This is a genomic window from Kitasatospora sp. NPDC001225, assembly GCF_053597855.1.
In genome coordinates this window covers 18,440-38,184 of sequence record NZ_JBSFJC010000012.1, presented here as the reverse complement: position 1 = coordinate 38,184, position 19,745 = coordinate 18,440, and the positions used below count along the sequence as shown (strand labels likewise).

Below are 19,745 nucleotides of genomic sequence, written 5' to 3'. Positions count from 1 at the left end.
TCGGCACAACTCCATCCCGCTCCTCCCCCGGGGAAAGCCGGTGCGAATCCGGCGCTGACCCCGCAGCCGTGAGACCGGCGCCGCCATCGGCCGCCCGGACGAGTCGGAGCACCCGGGGAGGGGCGAGCGGCCAGTCCGGACGCACGCGCCCGGCACCGTCGAGGACTACGGAACGGCCCCGCCCGGGCCACCACCGCTCACCGAAAGGCACACCCGCACCATGCTGACCGCCGCCCGCCTGGGCGCCGCCGCCCTGTCCGCCGCGCTGCTCACCGGCCTCGCCGCAGGACCGGCCCTCGCCGACAGCCCCGCGCCGACCCCCGCCGCCGTTCCCGACGGGCTGTACGGCAAGAGCGACCCGACGTACGACGGCGTCTGGCGGCAGTCGCTGGCGCTCACCGCGCTGACGGCGGCCAAGGTCACCCCGGCCGACTCGGCCGTCGGCTGGCTCACCGGGCAGCAGTGCGAGGACGGCGGCTGGCCCTCCTACCGGGCCGCCGGCGCGGCCTGCGACCCCAAGACCGAGGACAGCAACGCCACCGCCGTCGCCGTCCAGGCCCTGGTCGCCCTCGGCGGGCACCAGGAGGCCGTCGACAAGGGCGTCGGCTGGCTCAAGGCCAACCAGAACGCCGACGGCAGCTGGGCGTACAACCCGGGCAGCCCCGGCGACGCCGACTCCACCGGCCTCGCCGTCAACGCGCTGTTCGCCGCCAAGACCGACCCGGCGGGCGTCGCCAAGGCCGGCAGGTCCGCCTTCGACGGGCTCGCCCTCTTCCAGCTCGGCTGCGCCGCCCCCGCCGACCAGCGCGGCGCCTTCGCCTACCAGACCGACCCGGCCGGCGGCGCCCTCACCCCGAACGCCCTGGCCAGCGCCCAGGCCGCGCTCGCCGCGAGCGGCGGCCACCTGCCGGTCGCCGGCACGGTGCACGCCGACGCCGCGCCCAAGGCCCTGGCCTGCGCCGACGCCCCGGCCGCCCAGGGCTCCTCGGCCTCCTCGGCCCCGGTTTCGCACGCGGAGTCCGGCGAGGCCGTCGGCGCCTACCTCGCCGCCCAGCTCGCGGCCGGCGGCGACCACCTCACCCTCACCACCCCGGGCGCCGCCCCCACCCCCGACTACACCGCCACCGCCTGGGCCGCCCTCGCGCTCAGCCAGAGCGGCCACCCCCAGCAGGCCGCCGGCGCCGTCGACTGGCTCGGCAAGGAGGGCGCCACCTGGACCAAGGGCGGCACCGACGCCGGCGCCACCGCCACCCTCCTGCTGGTCGCCCAGGCCGCCCACCGCGACACCGCCGCCCTGACCGGCCAGCTCACCGCCCTCGGCCCGGCACCCAAGGCCACCGACGCCTCCGCCACGGCGACGGCGACCGCCCCGGCGAAGAAGAAGGACGGCGGCATCGGCCAGTACTGGCTGATCGGCGTCGGCCTGCTCATCGGCGTCGGCGGCGGCCTCCTCCTCAGCCTCCAGCGCAAGCGCAACACCCACCTCTGATGCGTCCCGCCTCCCACGCCGCTCCCGGCGGGCCGGGCCCCGGCCTGCCGGGCGGGGGCGCCCGCGCCCGCCGTCGCACCGCCCTCGCCGCGCTGCTCCTCCCCCTCCTCGGGGCGGTGCTGCTGCTCGCCTCCGCCGCTCCGGCGCAGGCCGCCGGGTACCGGTACTGGTCGTTCTGGCGCGGCGCCGAGGGCGGCAGCTGGACGTACCAGCAGCAGGGGCCCTCCGTCGCGGTGCCGCCGGACGGGGCCGTGGACGGGTGGCGGTTCGCGCTGAGCCCGGACGGCGGGCAGGACGCCGCGAAGCCCCGGACGGCCGGGAGCTTCGCCGACATCTGCGCGGACACGCCCGCGCAGGAGGGCCGCAAGCGGGTGGCCGTCGTGCTGGACTTCGGCACCGCCGAGGACGCCGGCTCCGCCGCCGGATCGTCCGCCGCCGGTTCGTCCGCTTCCGGCTCGTCCACCTCCGGTTCGTCCGCCGTCGGTTCGTCCGCCGCCTCGGTGCCCGAGCAGCGCACGGCCTGCGCCACCGTCGCGCCCCGCGCCACCTCGGCCGAGGTGCTGGCCACCGTCGCCCCGCCGCTGCGCTACGACACCAACGGGCTGCTGTGCGCCATCGCCGGGTACCCGAAGGCGGGCTGCGGCGACCAGGTCGGCGCGGCCGGCGCCGCCCAGCCGGCCGCCGGATCCGCCGACCAGAGCACCGGCAGCGGCCCGGACGTCGGCCTGATCGCCGGTGGCGCGCTGGTGGCCGTCCTCGCCGGTGGCGCCGTCTGGCAGGCGCGCCGCCGCCGTCACCCCTAACGTCCCCCACCCAGGAATCACCGTGAGCAGCACCGCCGTCCGTACCACCCGGCCGCCCACCGGCCCCCGTCAACTGCACCCCGGGGCCTGGTGGTTGTGGGCGCTGGGGCTGGGCGCGGCGGCCACCCGCACCACCAACCCGGCGATCCTGCTGCTGCTCGTCGCCGTCGCCGGGTACGTGGTCGCGGCCCGGCGCGGCGATGCGCCGTGGTCGCGCTCGTACGGGGCGTTCCTGCGGCTGGGCCTGCTGGTGCTCGGCATCCGGCTGGTGTTCGCGGTCTTCCTCGGTTCGCCGGTCCCGGGCACCCATGTGCTGTTCACGCTGCCCGAACTGCCGCTGCCCGTCTGGGCGCAGGGCGTGCGGATCGGCGGCCGGGTCACCGTCGAGGGGCTGCTCGCGGCGCTGTACGACGGGCTGCGGCTGGCCACCCTGCTGGTCTGCGTCGGCGCCGCCAACTCGCTGGCCAGCCCGGCCCGGCTGCTGCGCGCCCTGCCCGGCGCGCTCTACGAGGCGGGCGTCGCCGTCGTGGTGGCGATGACCTTCGCGCCGAACCTGATCGCGGACGTCCGCCGGCTGCGTGCCGCGCGGCGCCTGCGGGGCCGCTCCGACAAGGGCGTCGCGGCCGTGCTGAGCGTCGGACTCCCGGTGCTGGAGGGCGCGTTGGAGCGGTCCATCGCACTGGCCGCCGCCATGGACACCCGGGGGTTCGGCCGCACCGCCGACGTCCCGCGCCGGCTCGCCCGGGCGACGGCCGCGCTCACCCTGGCCGGACTGCTCGGGATCTGCCTGGCCGCGTACGGGCTGCTGACGGCCAACGGCGCGGGCTGGGCGCTGCCCGTCCTGCTGCTCGGTCTGGCCGCCGCCTTCGCCGGCCTGCTGCTGGGTGGCCGACGGTCCGTCAGAAGCCGCTACCGTCCCGACCCTTGGGCCGTCCCCGAGTGGCTGACGGCCGGTTCCGGGGCGGCCGTGGCGGCCCTCACCACCTACCTGGCCGCGCGGGACCCGGCCGCCTTCGCCCCCACCGTCGTCCCGCCGACCGTCCCCGCGCTGCCACTGGCCGCCGTGCTGACCGTGCTGCTCGGCCTGGTACCGGCGTTCGCCGCCCCGACCCCGCCCCGGAGGGCATCGTGATCACCTTCGAGCAGGTCTCCGTCCGGTACGCGGACTCGGCCGCACCCGCCCTCGACGGCGTCGACCTCACCGTCCCCGAGGGCGAACTCTGCCTGCTCGTGGGCCCGTCCGGCTCCGGCAAGTCCACCCTGCTGGGAACGGTCAGCGGCCTGGTGCCGCACTTCACCGGCGGGGTGCTGCACGGCCGGGTCACCGTCGGCGGCCGGGACACCCGCGAGCACCGTCCGCGCGAACTCGCCGACCTCGTCGGCACGGTGGGGCAGGACCCGCTGGCGCACTTCGTCACCGACACCGTGGAGGACGAACTCGCCTACGGCATGGAGTCCCTGGGCCTGCCGGGCGACGTGATGCGCCGCCGGGTCGAGGAGACCCTCGACCTGCTCGGCCTCGCCGACCTGCGCGACCGCGCGCTGAACTCCCTCTCCGGCGGCCAGCAGCAGCGCGTCGCGATCGGCTCGGTGCTCACCGTGCACCCGCGCGTGCTGGTCCTGGACGAGCCCACCTCGGCGCTCGACCCGGGCGCGGCCGAGGAGGTGCTGTCCGTCCTCCAGCGGCTGGTGCACGACCTCGGCACCACCGTGCTGATGGCCGAGCACCGGCTGGAGCGGGTCGTCCAGTACGCCGACCAGGTGCTGCTGCTCACCCCCGAGGCCCCGCCCGTCCTCGGCGAGCCCGCCGAGGTGATGGCGCACTCCCCGGTGCACCCGCCGGTGGTCGGCCTCGGCCGGCTCGCGGGCTGGCGGCCGCTGCCGCTCTCGGTCCGCGACGCGCGCCGCAAGGCCGCGCCGCTGCGCGCCCGACTGGACGGCCGGACGCCCGCTCCCGCCGACCGCCGTGCCGGCGCCGCCCCCCTCGCCGTCACCGACCGCCTCGCCGTCCGGCGCGGCCCCGTCCCGGCCCTGCGCGGCGTGGACCTCGCCCTCCACCCCGGCGAGATCACCGCCCTGATGGGCCGCAACGGCGCCGGCAAGTCCACCCTGCTGGGCAGCCTGGTCGGCCTGCACGCCCCCTCCTCCGGCAGCGTCAGGGTCGGCGGCCGCACCCCGCACCGCACCCGCCCCGCCGAACTGATCCGCGAGGTCGGCCTCGTCCCGCAGGACCCGCGCGACCTGCTGTACGGCGAATCGGTCGCCGCCGAGTGCGCCGCGGCCGACACCGACGCCGGAGCCGCCGCCGGCACCTGCCGCGCCCTGGTCGAACGCCTGCTGCCCGGCATCGACGACGACACCCACCCGCGCGACCTCTCCGAGGGCCAGCGGCTCACCCTCGCCCTCGCCGTCGTACTCACCGCCCGGCCCCCGCTGCTGCTCCTCGACGAGCCGACCCGCGGCCTCGACTACGCCGCCAAGGCCCGGCTGGTGGAGATCCTGCGCGGCCTGGCCGCCGAGGACCACGCCGTGCTCCTCGCCACCCACGACGTCGAGCTGGCCGCCGAACTCGCCCACCGCACGGTGATCCTCGCCGAGGGCGAGATCGTCGCGGACGGTCCGACGGCGGAGGTCGTGGTCTCCTCCCCCGCCTTCGCCCCGCAGGTCGCCAAGGTGCTGGCACCCGGGCCGTGGCTCACCGTCCGGCAGGTCGCGGAGGCGCTGGACGCATGAGCACTCGTCCCGTCCCGCTGGGACGCCGGTCCGTCGCGGCGCTGCTGTCGGTCTCCTTCGTCGGCGTCGCCGCCTTCGGCTGGCCGCTGCTCGCCTCCACCAAGTCGGCGCTGGTCGGCCACTCCACCGACGCGCCCTGGCTGTTCGCCCTGCTGCTCCCCCTCCTCCTCGCCGTCGTCATCGCCCAGATCTCCGAGGGCCGCTCGGCGGGCGGCGGCGCCCCCGGCCTGGACGCCAAGTCCGTGGCCCTGCTGGGCGTCCTGGCCGCCGCCGGCGCGGCGCTGCGCCCCCTCGGCGCGGGCACGGCGGGGCTGGAGCCGATGTTCTTCCTGATGGTGCTGTCCGGGCGGGTGCTCGGCCCGGGCTTCGGCTTCGTCCTCGGCTCGCTGTCGATGTTCGCCTCCGCGCTGCTCACCGGCGGGGTCGGGCCGTGGCTGCCGTTCCAGATGCTGGCGATGGGCTGGGTCTGCCTGGGTGCGGGCCTGCTCCCGGGGGCCTCCGCGCTGCGCGGCCGCCGCGAACTCGTGGTGCTGGCGTCCTATGGCGCCATCGCGTCCCTGCTGTACGGCACGATCATGAACCTCCAGGGCTGGCCGTACATCGGCGGCCTGGCCGGCTCCATCTCCTTCGTCCCCGGCGACCCGCTGCCCGCCAACCTGGTCCGCTTCGCCGCCTACTGCCTGACCACGTCACTGGGCTGGGACCTGCCGCGTGCCGCACTCACCGTGGTGCTCTGCCTCACCCTCGGCACCCCCGTCCTGCGCGCCCTGCGCCGCACCACCCGCCGCGCCGCCTTCGACGCCCCGGTCACCTTCCGCCCGCCGGAGCGCTAAGCGCCGCCCGCCCGGCACGCCCCGCACACCTGCCCGGCTCCCGCCACGGGCCGCCCGCACATCCCGCCCCGGCCGGGGCACTCGTGCCGGCGCGGCCCATCGTTTGCCTTCCTGGACGCCGGAACGGTCGGCACCTTGGCGATCCGCGCCGCCAGGATCGCCCCGACGCTGTGCGTGACCTTGTCCGGCAGCGGAGCCGCGATGATCCCCGCCAGCGCGTCCCGCGTCCACCCACTCGCGAGCAACCCCTCCACCCGCGCGGCTTGATCACTCAAGGGCTTCCCCGCCAGGGCCATCTTCGGCTCCCGGCACCCGAGTTCGAGCAGCAGCGCCATGCCCGCCGTCAACTTCTCCGGGGGACGGACGGAAGGTTCTTCCACGTCCTTGGTTCCCCGTTCCTTGGAAGGGCTTCCCGCCTTCCCGACGCCTGGCTTACCTGGAGCTGGACCACCGGCGGCCGGGGGCACGGGAAGCGGCGGCACCGTGTGCACCGCCTTGCCCGTCGTCACCGGCACCTCGTGCACCGAGACGACCGTCCGCACCTGCCCGGTCAGCGGGTCCCGCTGGGTGCGCCGGACGTAGTGCCCGGCCGCCTCCAACTCCCTGAGCGCCCGCGCCACGCTCGTCCGGCCCTCCACGCTCTTGGCGGCCAGCGTGCGGACGTCTTCGCGCGCCCCGTCCGGCAGGCTGAGCAGGTAGCTGAGGAGCCCCCGCGCGGCCCACGACAGCGAGTGCTTGCGGACGACATGCCCGTTGTCCAGGATCGTGTACCCGGGAGCGTGCTGAGGGATACGATGAATCTGCATCTGGAGTTGCTTTCTCCTGGTGCCAAACCCCGGGGTGTTGGAGCACCGCCGGGGTTACTTGTGCCCACGCACCGGGCGCTTCTCCGAGCACCCGACACCACAATCTTCACCGCAACGCCGTAACACCTCGTCAAACCCCCACCCACATCACCCTTTCGTGCGGCGCGAGCGCACTCCCCCCAGCGCGCCCCGGAACCTCCGCTCCCTGGACGCTCCAGCCTCGTCCGCGAGTTGATACCGTCGGTGGACATGACTGACTACGAGACCGCATTTCGGTCGCTGGACGGCACCGCACTGTCCGGCACGGTCACTCCCTCGCCAACTCCCCCAACTGCTCTGGCCGTTCTCGCACACGGCGCCGGCGTCACCCGTGAAGAAGGCGGATTCTTCGGCCGCCTGGCGGCCGGTCTCGCCGCCACCGGCATCACCTGCCTCCGCTTCGACCTGCGGGCCCACGGCAGGAGCGCCGGGCGCTTCTCCGACATCACGATCGCCTCCATCGCCAACGACATCCGGGCCGCGTCCGGACACCTGGCAGAGATCGCCGATCGCCCCGGCCGGGTCCACGTCGTTGCCGCCTCGTTCTCCGGCGGTGCGGCAGCCCTACATGCCGGAAGCCGACCCGATGAGGTCGACAAGCTGGTCCTGCTGAACCCACGTATGGACTACCGGAACCGCTTCATCACCGAAGCAGCCGGATGGGTCGAGGACCGCCTCTCCACAGAGCACGCCGTGAAGCTGGACGAGCGCGGCTTCTCCGTCCGTCAACCGTTCGAGACGGGCCGCGGTCTCCTGAACGAGGTCTTCCACCTCGACCCCGTGCAGCTCTGCACCGGCGTGCGGTCACCCGTGCTCATCATCCACGGCACGAAGGACACCTTCGTCGACATCGAACTGTCCCGTCGATTCGCGCCGCTCTTCGGCGCCGGGGCCGAACTCTACGAACTCGACGGCGCACAACACGGGTTCGCCGTCCATGACGACCCCTCCTACGGCCACCCGCAGTCCCAGGCCTGGCAGCGAGAGGTGATCGCCAAGGTGGCGGAATTCGTCTCGTCCTAACATGACGCGGTCACCATCAGACGTTCGTGGAACTCCCGCACCGCCGGACGGTCGCGGTGCGGGAAGAGGATCTCCGCCGTGCGGTGGAGTTCCGTGATCACCTGTCCGTAACGCGGAGGCGCGGCCACGGCCAGGGCCCGGAGAGCCGCGTCAGCCGCCTCGTCAGGCTCACCTGCCTCGGCGAGAGCCCCCGCCAGGAACGCGCTGTAGTGGGCATGGTCGCGAGGTCCGAGGACACTCCCCGAGAGATGTGCCCGAAACACCGCAACTGCTTTGTCCGGCCGCTTGGCCTCACGCCAGCAGATCCCGGACTGCACCATCAGCCGATCGCGGGTGTAGCCGTCCCCGAGAGGCCCGGTGCAGGTCGCCGCCCCGCACGGCTCGGCCGCCTGGTCCAACGAACCATGCGCCTCGTCCAGGACTCGCTCGATCTGCTTCTCGGCGGCCCCGGTCATCGCAAGTCCGCGCGCCTTCTGCTGAAGTGCCTCAGCACGTGGACGTGGCGGAAGGACCCACGGCCCACTGGTGGCCGCATCTGCCAGGGCGAGTATCCGAGCCGGGTCGTGGCGTCCCATGGCCTGCGCCTGACGCAGGAGAACGTAGGCGTGCATGGCACCGTCGCTGGTGAAGGTGGCCCATTCCTTCGACTGGTTGTGCCAGTAGGTGATCGTCCGGTGAGGCGATCCGGCATCCCGGTGAAGCCACGCTGCCAGTTCGGCCGCACGCGCCCCCAGACCGAGTAGCTGTTGACGAATGCCGGGCTTGGCATCTCGTGCAGCACCGTTGATCGCGGAGAGGATTCCAAGCGCGGCGGGCATTGCCCGATGCGGCCCGTCGAGAAGATCAATCCGAGCCGTATCGTCCAGCGCGTTGCGCAGATGATCGACAAGATCCTGGTCGGCGTATCGGTAGGCGTCCCGGGCTGCGGCTGCGAAATGGTCCAGTGCCGCAAGATCGAGCAAGGGTGCGACAAGAGCACCGCCTACGAATGTTCGGCGAAGCACATGATCCTCCGTGCCGGGTTCGTCATCGGCCGCAGCGTCCCGCGCCATCGCCTTGCCGGCGGGCGGAACGAAGCCCAGGTGCCCCAAGGGCATACCGAACATCCGGATCAAGACCTGACGCGCGTCCCGGTTCGGCCACAGGGTCTGTCCCGATTCCCACCGTCTGACCTGACGCACCGAGATCCTGGCCTTCGAGCCCGAGGTGCCAGCCGTGGCGTTGTACGCCTCGGCGAAGTCCTCCTGAGTGCGCCACCCACGCTTGATCCGCGCAGTGACGAACGTTCCATTCGGTGTGTGTCCGGGCATCTCTGCACCCCCGCAGATCCAGGCTAAGCCGCCGACATCGGCCAGCGACAGGAGATACGGCGTACCGATCGAAGTGTCCGGTGATGTGTCCTCCAGTCTGACCTCGTCTCATCCGCAGAAGCACGGTTGACTGATGATCAGCCGCTCTGGAACGGGAAATCGCCATCGTTTGCGGGAGTTCCTGGGCAGCCGAACGATCTACGGCATCCCAGCGGGAAGCCTGCGTGACCTCCCGATCGCCACGGAGCTGGTCAGCAAATCCTGCAAGACCGTGCACGCAGACCTCCGCTTCCAGTGATCGCCCCTACGCTTGAGAGGACCACCGTGGCCCGCACACCTCCGCTCACCTCCCGCGAGCGCTACCGCCGGCGGATCTCCCCCCGACCGCGGTCGGTCGTCGTGCAACCGGACGGCTTCTGCAATGTGGCGTGCAGCTACTGCTACCTCCCCGGAAAGGACCGTCGGACGCCGATGACGTCCGACGTCGCCGAGGCCGTTGCCCGGTCGATCCGCGAGATCGCAACCGTCGATGCCCCGATGGACCTTGTGTGGCACGCGGGTGAACCGCTGGCACTCGGGACGTCGCGTCTCTCCGAGTTGACCGATCCGTTCGAGAGCCTTCGACATGAAGGCCAGCTGCACCACTATGTCCAGACCAACGGCACCTTGGTCAGTGACCGCTGGTGCGAGTTCTTCGCGGAGCGCGAGGTACGTGTGGGGGTGAGCATCGACGGTCCCGCCGAGTTCAACGCGGAGCGTGTCGACCGCCGAGGAAAGCCGGTCTTCGATCGCACCCTCCGAGGCATTGCGCGTCTTCGCCGACACGGAATCGGCTTCTCCACGATCGCCGTGGTCACGGTGGACAGCATCGGCCGGCCGGAGGACCTGCTGGACTTCTTCGCCGAACTGGGCTGCCACACCGTAGGACTCAACATCGAAGAGCGCGAGGGAGCCAATGCCCACCGCCCCGTCCCGATGTTCGAGGCCGCAACCGAGTTCTGGAACCGCGCGATCGCCTGGACTCGTTCGAACCCCGGCCTGACCGTCCGCGAAATCGATCGCCTTGGCGCCTACCTGCGCTCCCTGCGAGGCGGAGACGGCTGGCAAAGCGTTCGGATCGACCCCATCCCGACCGTCTCTTCAATCGGGGACGTCGTTCTTCTCTCCCCTGAGCTGGCGGGCGTCCAATCCCCCGAGTACCACGACTTCCAGGCCGGGAACGTCCTGCAGCTCACCATCCGCGACATGCTGGCCAACGCCCATCGGCTCCGCTACGTGGACGAGTTCCTGACCGGCCTGGACGCCTGCGAGGCCACCTGCGAGTACTTCGGCTTCTGTCGGGGTGCTCAGGCCGGAAACAGGTTCTTCGAGAACGGCCGCTTCGACTCCACCGAGACGAACCACTGCCGCGTGTCGCGGCAGGCCCTTCTCACCGCCCTGTCCGATACCGTCCGAGCGGAGACCGCGTCATGACCTTGCTCGAACTGCTGAAGACCATCGAAACCGACGTGATCAGCGACCTGGTGGATGCCGGCACGACCGGCCCCGCGGTGGCGAAGTTCGACAACCGCCCCACCTGGGACAACGCCGGCCCCAAGTTCGACAACCGTCCGACCTGGGACAACTGGAACAAGAAGTGAGCGTCGCCGGGCCAGTGCCGACCGGCGCTGGCCCGGCGCAACGGAAAGCGAGCATTCACCATGCCCAGCCGTTCCTTCGGCCGTATCAGCATCACCTTGCCCGATCTCACCGGTGGCTCCCTCTCCAGCACCTCGACCTTGGAGAGCGGCCGGGGCATCGTCCAGGAGTTCGCCTATGCCGACGCCGATCTACGCGACCTCGACCTGGCCAACACCCGTCTCCTCACCGGCCGCGTCACCAACCTTCGTGCTTCCCGTGTTCGCATGGACGAGGTACGCGTGGACTCGGTCGAATTCACCGACTGCGACCTGGGAAATCTCCAGTGGGTCGACAGCAGGCTGTCGCGCGTCGTCTTCAGGAACTGCAAGATCATGGGCGGGAACTACAACGGCCTCACCCTCGACAACGTGCTGTTCGACCACTGCAAGCTGAACTACTCCACCTTCGAGAAGCTCCGCACCACCGGCCCGCTCGCTTTCACCGACTGCGTGCTCACCGAGTCGGCCTTCAACGGGTGCGACCTCACTGCTGCGGTCTTCGACGGCTGCTCGCTACGAGACACCGAGTTCGGCCGCGGCACCTATCGAGCGACCGACCTGCGCGGCAACGACCTGTCCATGCTTCGGGGTATCGGCAACCTCACGAAGGTCATCATCGACCGCCCCCAGCAGATCGAGCTCGCCCAAGCGCTCATGGCCGAGCTGGAGGTCACTTTCGGGGATGACCTCGACGGGCCCGGGTCCAGGAGGACTCCATGAGTCTCAAGGTCGCCCACGCCTCACCTGCCGCCCTCGCAGCCCGCACCCAGGTCGCCAGTGTCGGCACGACCCGCGGCGACGCCCGGTTCGAAGAGGGTGCTGTCATTCCCATCGGCCCTTGGCGTTCCCTCGATCACGACGTGATCGACCGGCTCCGACCCGGTCGGTCCACGGCCGACGACATCGTCGTCGAGGTGGTCGGGGCCGAGAGCATCGGCCCCGACCACCTCAACAGTCCTGGAACCCACATGCTTGGCAAGGCTCTCAGCGTCGCCAAGTCACCGACCACGACACCCAACTACCAAGATGGTCGGCTGATCGGCCTGCACGTCGACAACTGGGACAAGCTGAGCCACGCACGCAAGCACACCGGTCGGCGACGACTGTGCATCAACCTCGGGCCTGGCACCCGCTACATCCTGCTCGGTGACGTCGACATCCAGAACGTCTGCCGGACGGTCCGCGAGGATCACGCCGCCTGTTACCCGCACACCGATGACCTCCGGTCCTACGTCGCACGCGGATTCCCCCTCCACTGCTTGCGCATTCGGCTCGATCCCGGCGAGGGCTACATCGCACCCACCGAGTTCCTGCCTCATGACGGCTCCACGGAAGACCAACAGGAATCCACTGCCGCCTTCTGGCTCGGCCGCTGGGCATGCGGCGCCATGGGATCGCTGGTCTGACACTGTCCGACAACGTCCCCGAAGGCATCCGAGAGTGTGTCGAGCACCTTCGGGTGCTCCTTGATCACCCGTTCAGGCAGCGCACGCGCGCACAGTCCGGCGCGCCCCGGGCCCGCGAGCCCAGGGCGCGCTTCATGCCACCCATCACCCGACCACGCGATCCGGCTCGTCCAGCCACACCCGGTGCTCGCCCGCGACGGTGACGGTCAGGCCGAACCGGTCGAGGCCGGGCTCGCCCTGGCGCCGCCACCAGGCATGGGCGGCGGTCACCTCGTCCCACAGGTTCCGGGGGCCGGACTGCGAGACGGCGTGCTTCCCGTCCCGGTCGGCGAGGCGGCAGTGGGCGTACGAGACCCCGTCCCACACCTCGAACCGCCCCGTACCGAAACGGTCGTATCCCGCCCACACCTCCCGCCGGAACAGGCCCGGCAGCCGCAGTCCGATCGCGAAGGCGGCGTCGGTGCGCTCGGCCACGGCGGCGGGGTCGAGGGCGGACGGGCCGTGCCGGACGTCCTCGATCTCGAACTCGCCGCTCCCGGGGCGCTGGTCCCGCACCCACATGAACGCCACATCCTCGACGAACGGCCCGCTCGCGGACCGGCCGTCGGCGGCGACGGTGAGCCTCAGCAACCCCCCGTTGCAGAACGCCGTGCCGTACGGGACGACGATCACACCGCCGGGCACCGTCTGCTCGACCAGCGCCCCGGGGACGCGTTGCACGGCCGCGGTGACATGGATCCGGTCGTACGGCGCGCCCGCCGGATGGCCGAGCATGCCGTCGCCGACAACGGCCGTGACCGGCAGGCCGTTCGCCGCCAGGCGCCGCCGCGCCGCACCGGACAGTTCGGGATCCAGCTCCACGGTGGTCACGTTCTCCACCCCGAGCCGGCGCGCCAGCAACGCGGCCGTCCACCCCGCACCGGTGCCGATGTCCAGCACCCGCATGCCGTCGGTGACCCGGAGGTGCCAGAGCATCCGGGCCACGACGGTGGGCATCGAACTGGACGAGGCCGGCGTGCGGCCGTCCTCGTCCAGCCGGGTCACGAGCGGGACGTCCGAGGCGACCAACTCGCCCCACTCGCCCGGCCGTTCCGCCCGGTCGAGCCACTCACCCCCGTGGTGGACCCGGTCCGGAACGAACAGACGTCGGGGCACCGCCCTGAACACCGGCTCCCAGTCGACCGACAGCACTCCGGACTCCCGGAGCGCGTCGGTGAGCGCGTTCCACTTCACGCGGCCATCCCCTTCGCAACGGAACTCGGTCGGTGCGAGTCGAGTACAGCCCAACTCGCCCTCACCGGAAAGCCATTGCCCGTGGTCCCGGGGTTGTCCCGCCCGCACCGGCGGTAGGCTCGCGGTCACTGTCGATGATGGGATTGACCCCGTGGACGACCCGATCCGGCATCCCCTCGCCTACGCGCGCGAACTGCGTCACTGGTCGCAGGGCGACCTCGTCGCGGAGCTGAACAAGGCCGCCCGGCGTCACGGGCTCCGTTCCGGCGCCGACAAGGCGGCCGTCAGCCGGTGGGAGCACTGGCGCAAGACGCCGAACACCGACTCCCAGCTCCTCATCGCCGAGGCCTTCGACGTCCCGCTGTCGGAGTTGGAGGCGTATGGCTGGCCGTACTGGCTGCCCGGGCGGGACGAGCCGCTGCCCCTGGGCGCCGCCCACACCGTCCGAGCACTCCACGACGCCCAGAGAGCCGCCATGGACCGCCGCAGCTTCATGACCTTCAGCGCGATCTCGCTGGGCGGCCTGGCCGCCCAGTGGGCCACGACCGAGCCCGGGCGCCTCGCCTCGGCCCTGGACGGCAAGCATGTGGACGGCGAACTCGTGGACTGGCTGGAGGACACCAGCAGGAAGCTGACGGCCCTGCCCACCGAACAGCGCCAGCACACCGTCCGCCTGATGGACGCCCACCTGGCCACCGTCACGGAGCTGATCGAGGAGGGCCGCTACGGCGAGGCGACCGGTCGACGCCTCCACCGGCTGGCCGCCTCGCTCGCCACCACCTGCGGCTGGTACCGCTTCGACCAGGGCCGGCACTGGGCGGCCGGAAAGCTGTGGGAGGCCGCGCTGCAGTCCGCGAACGCCGCGGGCGACCGCGACCACGGCGCCGGGGTGCTGTCCGACTTCGCCTACCAGGCCACCTGGCTCGGCGAGGCGGGGGTCTCCGTCAACCAGCTCGGGCACGCCCTGTCCGGCGTCTCGCACCCGACCGCCCGCTCGCTGCTCCTCCTCCGCCGCGCCAGGGCCCACGCGGTGCTCGGCGACCGCGCCGCCTGCTACCGGGACCTGTCCGACGCCGAGTCCGCCCTCGCCGTCGACGCCGCCGATCCCGCACCCGGGTGGTGCGCGTGGATGGGCCCCGCCGACCTGGCCGTGGACTCCGGCCAGTGCCTCCTGGACCTCGGCCGGCCGGACGAGGCCCGGGCCCGGATCGCGGAGGGGATGGCGCTGCTGCCCCGCGCCAGGGACAAGACGCGCGGCGTCTTCCTGACGTACCAGGCCCGGGGCTACCTGGAGGCCAAGGAGGTCGAGCAGGCCGTGTCCGTCACCGGCGAGTCGCTCGACCTGGCCACCCGGATCGGCGCGCCCCGCTGCGTCGCCCTGGTCCGCGAGCTCGCACCGGCCTTCGAGCCGTACCGCCGGGTCGACGGCGTCCCGGAGTTCCTGGAGCGCCTGCGGGCCTGCTGACCAGTAGCCCGTTCCTTCGTCCCCGCACGCCCTGGCGCCGACCCGTCCGATCAAGCGATCATGGTCTTGACGTTCTGTCATATCCCCATGCTGAGAAGGTGTCCACGATGCTGGTCGACTGGCCCACCGAGACGTTCGTCCTACGCCTCCACCGCATTCCCGGCCTGGTGGCCGGAGCCGCGCCGGGAAGCCCCGAGGGCACCCCGGTGGTGCTCGCGCCCGAGACCGGTGGCGACGGCGAGCAGTGGGTGGCCGAGCGGTTCCGGGTGCTCAACCACCGGATTCGGCACGTGGCCACCGGCCTCTACCTGACCGCCGAGGAATCGAGCCGGGGCGCCAAGGTCACCCTGCGGCCCAAGTTCTCCGACACCGGCAGCGACTCCTCGTACTGGCGGCAGGCCTGGCGGGCCTTCGTCCAGCGCGACACCGGCCGGCTGATGGCCCTCCACGACTCCTCCAACTGCCTCCTCGGCCTGGCCGAACCGGCGGCCGAACGGCCGGGCGGGCCCCTGATCCTGGAGAAGGGCGCCGGGGCCCAGGACCTGAACTGCACCGCCTGGGCGCCCGCGCCCCTCCCGGCACCGGAGCCCGCACCCGCCCCGGCGCCGAAGGCCACCGACCTGCCGGTGGGGACGGGACGGGTCCGGGCGCCGGCCCGCCGCTTCGAGAAGCGCGTGCGGACCATCGAGCAGATCTACGACGAGACCAGCTTCCGGGAGGTCCCCGGCGAGCTCCTCACCCCGGGCACCCGCATCGGGGCCTTCGACTTCGACCATCACTCCCAGGGCGACTGGTACCAGGAGGGGCGGGAGGGAGATCTCGTGACCTTCATCGACAGCTACGACACGGCGGGCGCCGCGCGCAGGGCCTTCCACCGGCTGAAGGGGGAACCCGCCCGCTACGTGAACTCCGACGAGGTCGACGTCCACTACGTCCCGCCGAAGCTCGTCGCCCGCACCAACTTCCCGGCCGCGCTCTTCGACCGTGTCGGCGGCAGCGGCGCCCTCTTCCGGACGCCGTACCGGCTGCCCAACGGGCACGGCTTCTACAACCAGCCCGAACGCCGCGAGGGTCTCTACTTCCCCAAGCGCGACGGCGCCGGCACCGTCGTGCAGTGGGAGAAGACCTGGATCGCGGACCGGGACACCTCGTCCAAGGTCTTCCTCTGCTTCGACGGCCGCTACTTCATCGACCAGATGGACATCACCTGGGCCGACGACGCGAAGAGCTGACCCCGGACCCGAGACCCAGGAGGCGTGTTGAGCGAGATCATCCTCATGTCCGACCCGAAGGTCGCCGCGGTCCCCGTCCAAGACTGCGGCGAGCGGCTGTCGGACGTACGGCTGTCGGACGTACGGAGCGGCGGCGGGCTGCCCGTCGACGGGCGCAAGCAGGACGGCACCGGGGCCTTCGCGCAGCTGCGGGCGGGCGTGCTCGACCGGCTGCTCGACGCGCAGGCGGCCCTGCCGGACGGCCTGCGGCTGCTGTTCGTCGAGGGCTACCGGCCGCCGGCCCTCCAGAGCCGCTACTTCGACGAGTACGCCGCCGAGTTGCGGGCCGCGAACCCCGACTGGCCGGACGACCGGGTCAGGTCGTCGGCCAGCCGCTACGTCTCCCCGCCGGAGATCGCACCGCACAGTGCCGGGGCCGCCGTCGACCTCACCCTGGTCGACAGCGACGGCCGTGAACTCGACCTCGGCACCAGGGTCAACGCCAACCCGGAGGAGAGCGCCGGGGCCTGCTACACCCACGCCGACAACATCGGTGCCCAGGCCCGCGCCAACCGGCGACTGCTCGGCAGCGTCCTGACCGGTGCCGGGCTCGTCAACTACCCCACCGAGTGGTGGCACTGGTCGTACGGGGACCGCTACTGGGCACTGGCCACCGGCGCGCCGTCGGCGCTCTACGGGCCGGCGCACCGGTAGCCGACACTGCGCACAACCGACACGACACGCGGCCCGCTGCCTGCTGTCGGCCGCGCCCGCGGCCCCGGGTCAGGATGGCGTCGACACCGACGCCGTCCTGACCCGAGGAGCAGAGCGATGACCGAGCAGAACCCCGAGCACGCACCCCCCGCCGTCGCCGTCGCGATCGTCGTCGAGGACGGCCGGGTGCTGATGGTGCGACGGCGGGTCGCCGAGGGCGAACTGTCCTGGCAGTTCCCGGCCGGGGAGGTCGAGCCGGGCGAGTCCGCCGGGGCGGCGGCCGTGCGCGAGACCGCCGAGGAGACCGGCCTGCGCGTCACCGCCGCCCGGCTGCTCGGCGAGCGAGAGCATCCGCAGAACGGGCGGCGGATGGCGTACACGGCCTGCGAGGTGGTCGGCGGCACCGCCACCGTGGTGGACTCCGACGAGCTGGACCGGGTGGTGTGGGCGACCCGCGCCGAGCTGGCCGAGTACGTGCCGTTCCCGCTGTTCCCGCCGGTGCGGGAGTACCTCGACGGCGCGCTCGCCGAGTAGGGGCACACGGTCTCCGGAACTCATCCCCGCCGGAAGGACGTTCGGACGGGAGACCCCCCTCCCCCGCCCCGGAAGGAAACGCGTGACACCCGCGCACGGAGCCCCGTCCGACCACCCCGCACCGCGAGCCCGCCGGTCGGGGCGGGAACCCGTCACCGACGAGACGGTCGCCCGGCTCCGGGTCCAGGCCCGCACCGACCCCGCCTCGGGCCTGCCCGCGCTGGCCGAGGCGCTGCGGGGCCGGGCCTACGGCCGGCCCGAGCCCCGGCCCGAGGACGCCGTCCCGTTCCTGGAGGAGTCCGCCCGCATCTACCGCGCCCTGGTCGCCGACGGCTGCACCGAGCACCTGGCCGCCGCCGCCCGCGCGCTGGCCTCCCTCGCCCTGCAACTCTCCCTGGCGCACGCCGACGGCCCCGCCCTCGCCGCCCGGCGGGAGGCGGCCGACCTGGCCCGGCGCGCCGAAGCGGACCAGCCGGTGGAAGGCCTCGGCCAGGCCGCCGTCCTGCACGCCGACCTCGCCCACGGCCTCGCCGAGGCAGGACGGTTCGACGAGGCCGTGGACGCCGCCCGCACGGTGGCCGACCGCTCCCGGGCGGTGACCGAGCCCGGCGGGAGCGACCTGGCGTGGCGGCTGCTCGACCTCACCGTGCTGCTCCGCCTCGCGGACCGCACCGAGGAGGCCGTGGCCGTCGAACACGAGGCCCTCGCCCGGCTGCGCGAGGGCCGCACGGAACCGGCCCGCAGCCCCGTCCCGGCCCTGCGGACGGCCGGCGCCGCCCTGTGGTTCGCCGATCTGGGCCGCGCCGAACAGTCCCACCGGCTGCTCGCGGACGCCGCCCGCTCCTGCGAACTCCTGCCCGCCCGCGGCGACGCCGGCAACTTCGGCTTCAACGAGGGCCTGCGGAGCGCCCTGTTCGCCCGCTCCGGCGTACGGGACGAACAGGCCGCGGCCGACGCCCCGGACCCGCTCGCGCTCGGCGTCGACCCGGGCCGACCCCTCCAACCGGTGCTGGGCCTGAGCCTCCACCACTGGTCCTTCAGCCTGCGCGAGTCCTTCGAGGACGGACTGGCCACCCTCGCGCGGGCCGTCGAAGCCGTCACCGGCAGGCCCGAGCCCACCGACCACCTGCCCGACGAGGACGACCCGTCCGAGCACCCCGACGACCCCCTACCCCTGCCGGAGGACCGCGCCCTGCTCGCCGCCCTCGGCACCCTCACCCGGCGGCTCGACCTGCGCCGGGCGGTCCGCGGAGACCACCCCACCTACTACGCCCACCTCACGCTCCCCCGGCTACGGCGGAGCGTCCGGATCGAACGCCACCTCCACGCGACCGGCCCCGCCGACGACACCCGCCGCCTCGTCCGGGCACTCACCGACCTCGCCATGGCCCAACTCGTCCACGGCGCCCACGCCGACGCGACCGCCACCCTCCACGAGGCCCACACCCTCGCCGCACGGCCGGAGGCCCCGCGCAGCCACTGACCTCCGGCACCCCATCCCCCCATCCACCCCCGTACCCTGTCCCGCAGCACTCGCACAGGCACCGTACGGACCTTCGGGGGAACCGGGGAAACCAGTGGAACTACGTCAGTTGCGCGTCTTCGAGGCCCTCGTCGCCCACCACACCGTCACCGGCGCGGCCATGGCGCTCGGACTCGCCCCGGCCTCCGTCTCCGAACAGGTCCGCACCCTCGAACACAGCCTCGGCACCGACCTGTTCGACCGGGCCAGGCCCGACCTGACCCTCACCCCCGCCGGGGAACGCCTCCTGCCCTGGTCCCGCCGACTCCTCGATCAGGCCGACCAGGCCCGCCGCGAAGTCGCCGTCACCCGGACCCGCCTGCGCCTCGGCGTGCTGGCCGCCGTCGCCGCCACCCACCTCCCGGCCGTCCTGGCCCGCCTCACCGACCACCGCCCCGACCTGGACATCTCCCTCCACACTGACGCCACCCGGGACGTCCTGCTCGACGGCGTCGCCGCCGGAGCCTTGGAAGCGGCCCTCGTCCTCGACGCCCCCGGCCCGCTCGGCGCCCTCGGCTTCCCCCTGCCGCCCGCCCCGCTCGACCACCTCGACCTCCAGGCCGTCCCCCTCACCCTGGTCGCCGCCCCCACCCACCCGCTCGCCCGCGCCACCGGCCTCACCCCCGAACTCCTCCGCGGCCACCGCCTCCTCGTCGACACCCCCGCCTGCTCCTACCACCTCGCCGGCGAACGCCTCCTCGGCCACCACGTCCGACGCCTCCACACCGGCACCGTCCCCACCACCCGCGCCTGCGCCGAACAGGGCCTCGGCATCGCCCTCCTCCCCACCCACGCCGTCCACACCCACCTCACCGCCGGCACCCTCACCCGCCTCCCCCTCAACCCCCCACCCCTCCACCTCCGCCTCCTCTGGCCCACCCACCACGCCCCCTTCCCCACCTGACCCGCCACGTCCCCTGTTCGAGCCCCCCGAGTGTGATGGGA

Annotated in this window: 19 protein-coding genes and 1 riboswitch; of the genes, 16 read left to right on the top strand and 3 right to left on the bottom strand. The window is 73.0% G+C overall.

Translation table 11 applies throughout. The features are described 5' to 3' along the window. Nucleotides 1–31: 31 nt before the first annotated feature. Nucleotides 32–113: riboswitch (cobalamin riboswitch) on the top strand. 107 nt (nucleotides 114–220) lie between these two features. From ACWDCZ_RS06380 to ACWDCZ_RS06360, 5 genes are read left to right on the top strand one after another with little or no spacing between them, the layout of a single operon-like run. Further along, nucleotides 221–1,489: a prenyltransferase/squalene oxidase repeat-containing protein gene (locus ACWDCZ_RS06380; protein ID WP_449815364.1), complete on the top strand. Its 1,269-nt coding sequence runs from the start codon at nucleotides 221–223 to the stop codon at nucleotides 1,487–1,489. Further along, nucleotides 1,489–2,292 carry an SCO2322 family protein gene (locus tag ACWDCZ_RS06375; RefSeq protein WP_449815363.1) on the top strand — a complete coding sequence of 268 codons (804 nt, stop codon included), beginning with the start codon at nucleotides 1,489–1,491 and terminating at the stop codon, nucleotides 2,290–2,292. The genes ACWDCZ_RS06380 and ACWDCZ_RS06375 overlap by 1 nt, the downstream gene beginning before the upstream one ends. Before the next feature lie 16 nt (nucleotides 2,293–2,308). Then, the gene (locus ACWDCZ_RS06370) at nucleotides 2,309–3,424 is read left to right on the top strand and encodes a CbiQ family ECF transporter T component (protein WP_449815380.1); all 1,116 of its coding nucleotides are present in this window, start codon (nucleotides 2,309–2,311) and stop codon (nucleotides 3,422–3,424) included. Beyond that, nucleotides 3,421–5,025: an ABC transporter ATP-binding protein gene (locus ACWDCZ_RS06365; protein ID WP_449815362.1), complete on the top strand. Its 1,605-nt coding sequence runs from the start codon at nucleotides 3,421–3,423 to the stop codon at nucleotides 5,023–5,025. Before ACWDCZ_RS06370 ends, ACWDCZ_RS06365 begins: the two co-directional genes overlap by 4 nt. Then, entirely contained in the window at nucleotides 5,022–5,858 is an 837-nt protein-coding gene (locus tag ACWDCZ_RS06360) for an ECF transporter S component (RefSeq protein ID WP_449811390.1), read from the top strand. Before ACWDCZ_RS06365 ends, ACWDCZ_RS06360 begins: the two co-directional genes overlap by 4 nt. Here ACWDCZ_RS06360 and ACWDCZ_RS06355 read toward each other — a convergent pair. Then, entirely contained in the window at nucleotides 5,855–6,664 is an 810-nt protein-coding gene (locus ACWDCZ_RS06355; RefSeq protein ID WP_449815361.1) for a helix-turn-helix domain-containing protein, read from the bottom strand. The two genes, ACWDCZ_RS06360 and ACWDCZ_RS06355, sit on opposite strands and share 4 nt — an antisense overlap. A 249-nt stretch (nucleotides 6,665–6,913) precedes the next feature. On the opposite strand from ACWDCZ_RS06355, the gene ACWDCZ_RS06350 reads away from it, so the two are divergent. Continuing rightward, on the top strand, nucleotides 6,914–7,726 hold the full coding sequence (locus ACWDCZ_RS06350; protein WP_449815360.1) for an alpha/beta hydrolase: 813 nt from the start codon (nucleotides 6,914–6,916) through the stop codon (nucleotides 7,724–7,726). Here ACWDCZ_RS06350 and ACWDCZ_RS06345 read toward each other — a convergent pair. Next, nucleotides 7,723–9,036 carry a helix-turn-helix domain-containing protein gene (locus ACWDCZ_RS06345; RefSeq protein WP_449815359.1) on the bottom strand — a complete coding sequence of 438 codons (1,314 nt, stop codon included), beginning with the start codon at nucleotides 9,034–9,036 and terminating at the stop codon, nucleotides 7,723–7,725. The two genes, ACWDCZ_RS06350 and ACWDCZ_RS06345, sit on opposite strands and share 4 nt — an antisense overlap. Nucleotides 9,037–9,330: 294 nt before the next feature. Here ACWDCZ_RS06345 and amcB point away from each other — a divergent pair, with 294 nt between their 5' ends. Genes amcB through ACWDCZ_RS06325 form a run of 4 tightly spaced genes read left to right on the top strand, consistent with a single transcriptional unit; the run spans nucleotide 9,331 to nucleotide 12,121 of the window. Beyond that, on the top strand, nucleotides 9,331–10,509 hold the full coding sequence (amcB, locus tag ACWDCZ_RS06340) for a cyclophane-forming radical SAM peptide maturase AmcB (protein WP_449815358.1): 1,179 nt from the start codon (nucleotides 9,331–9,333) through the stop codon (nucleotides 10,507–10,509). Next, on the top strand, nucleotides 10,506–10,676 hold the full coding sequence (gene amcA, locus ACWDCZ_RS06335) for a multiple cyclophane-containing RiPP AmcA (protein ID WP_198959297.1): 171 nt from the start codon (nucleotides 10,506–10,508) through the stop codon (nucleotides 10,674–10,676). The genes amcB and amcA overlap by 4 nt, the downstream gene beginning before the upstream one ends. Before the next feature lie 60 nt (nucleotides 10,677–10,736). Beyond that, nucleotides 10,737–11,435: a pentapeptide repeat-containing protein gene (locus ACWDCZ_RS06330; RefSeq protein WP_449815357.1), complete on the top strand. Its 699-nt coding sequence runs from the start codon at nucleotides 10,737–10,739 to the stop codon at nucleotides 11,433–11,435. Further along, nucleotides 11,432–12,121, top strand: coding sequence for a hypothetical protein (locus ACWDCZ_RS06325; RefSeq protein ID WP_074000823.1), 690 nt, complete (start codon nucleotides 11,432–11,434; stop codon nucleotides 12,119–12,121). Before ACWDCZ_RS06330 ends, ACWDCZ_RS06325 begins: the two co-directional genes overlap by 4 nt. 144 nt (nucleotides 12,122–12,265) lie before the next feature. Here the strand turns inward: ACWDCZ_RS06325 and ACWDCZ_RS06320 are convergent, their stop codons facing one another. Beyond that, nucleotides 12,266–13,354 (bottom strand): methyltransferase domain-containing protein, encoded by a 1,089-nt coding sequence (locus ACWDCZ_RS06320; RefSeq protein WP_449815356.1) that lies wholly within the window; start codon nucleotides 13,352–13,354, stop codon nucleotides 12,266–12,268. A gap of 151 nt (nucleotides 13,355–13,505) precedes the next feature. On the opposite strand from ACWDCZ_RS06320, the gene ACWDCZ_RS06315 reads away from it, so the two are divergent. The 6 genes from ACWDCZ_RS06315 to ACWDCZ_RS06290 all read left to right on the top strand — a co-directional run bounded on the left by ACWDCZ_RS06315 (nucleotide 13,506) and on the right by ACWDCZ_RS06290 (nucleotide 19,704). Continuing rightward, nucleotides 13,506–14,819 carry an XRE family transcriptional regulator gene (locus ACWDCZ_RS06315; protein ID WP_449815355.1) on the top strand — a complete coding sequence of 438 codons (1,314 nt, stop codon included), beginning with the start codon at nucleotides 13,506–13,508 and terminating at the stop codon, nucleotides 14,817–14,819. 98 nt (nucleotides 14,820–14,917) lie between these two features. Continuing rightward, nucleotides 14,918–16,051, top strand: coding sequence for an RICIN domain-containing protein (locus ACWDCZ_RS06310; RefSeq protein ID WP_449815354.1), 1,134 nt, complete (start codon nucleotides 14,918–14,920; stop codon nucleotides 16,049–16,051). Nucleotides 16,052–16,078: 27 nt separating this feature from the next. Then, nucleotides 16,079–16,744, top strand: a complete 666-nt coding sequence (locus ACWDCZ_RS06305) for a M15 family metallopeptidase (RefSeq protein ID WP_449815353.1) — start codon at nucleotides 16,079–16,081, stop codon at nucleotides 16,742–16,744. 117 nt (nucleotides 16,745–16,861) lie between these two features. Further along, complete coding sequence (locus ACWDCZ_RS06300; protein WP_387819782.1) at nucleotides 16,862–17,278, top strand: NUDIX hydrolase; 417 nt, start codon at nucleotides 16,862–16,864, stop codon at nucleotides 17,276–17,278. An 82-nt stretch (nucleotides 17,279–17,360) separates the two neighbouring features. Further along, nucleotides 17,361–18,761 carry a hypothetical protein gene (locus ACWDCZ_RS06295; RefSeq protein WP_449815352.1) on the top strand — a complete coding sequence of 467 codons (1,401 nt, stop codon included), beginning with the start codon at nucleotides 17,361–17,363 and terminating at the stop codon, nucleotides 18,759–18,761. A gap of 109 nt (nucleotides 18,762–18,870) precedes the next feature. Beyond that, complete coding sequence (locus ACWDCZ_RS06290; RefSeq protein ID WP_449815351.1) at nucleotides 18,871–19,704, top strand: LysR family transcriptional regulator; 834 nt, start codon at nucleotides 18,871–18,873, stop codon at nucleotides 19,702–19,704. The last annotated feature ends 41 nt before the right edge of the window (nucleotides 19,705–19,745 follow it).

What these genes read in the sequence shown, in the direction of transcription:
- ACWDCZ_RS06380 (WP_449815364.1), top strand. Translation starts at nt 221, where the DNA reads ATGCTGACCGCCGCCCGCCTGGGCGCCGCCGCCCTGTCCGCCGCGCTG.
- ACWDCZ_RS06375 (WP_449815363.1), top strand. Translation starts at nt 1,489, where the DNA reads ATGCGTCCCGCCTCCCACGCCGCTCCCGGCGGGCCGGGCCCCGGCCTG.
- ACWDCZ_RS06360 (WP_449811390.1), top strand. Translation starts at nt 5,022, where the DNA reads ATGAGCACTCGTCCCGTCCCGCTGGGACGCCGGTCCGTCGCGGCGCTG.
- ACWDCZ_RS06355 (WP_449815361.1), bottom strand. Translation starts at nt 6,664, where the DNA reads ATGCAGATTCATCGTATCCCTCAGCACGCTCCCGGGTACACGATCCTG.
- ACWDCZ_RS06350 (WP_449815360.1), top strand. Translation starts at nt 6,914, where the DNA reads ATGACTGACTACGAGACCGCATTTCGGTCGCTGGACGGCACCGCACTG.
- ACWDCZ_RS06345 (WP_449815359.1), bottom strand. Translation starts at nt 9,036, where the DNA reads ATGCCCGGACACACACCGAATGGAACGTTCGTCACTGCGCGGATCAAG.
- amcA (WP_198959297.1), top strand. Translation starts at nt 10,506, where the DNA reads ATGACCTTGCTCGAACTGCTGAAGACCATCGAAACCGACGTGATCAGC.
- ACWDCZ_RS06330 (WP_449815357.1), top strand. Translation starts at nt 10,737, where the DNA reads ATGCCCAGCCGTTCCTTCGGCCGTATCAGCATCACCTTGCCCGATCTC.
- ACWDCZ_RS06325 (WP_074000823.1), top strand. Translation starts at nt 11,432, where the DNA reads ATGAGTCTCAAGGTCGCCCACGCCTCACCTGCCGCCCTCGCAGCCCGC.
- ACWDCZ_RS06300 (WP_387819782.1), top strand. Translation starts at nt 16,862, where the DNA reads ATGACCGAGCAGAACCCCGAGCACGCACCCCCCGCCGTCGCCGTCGCG.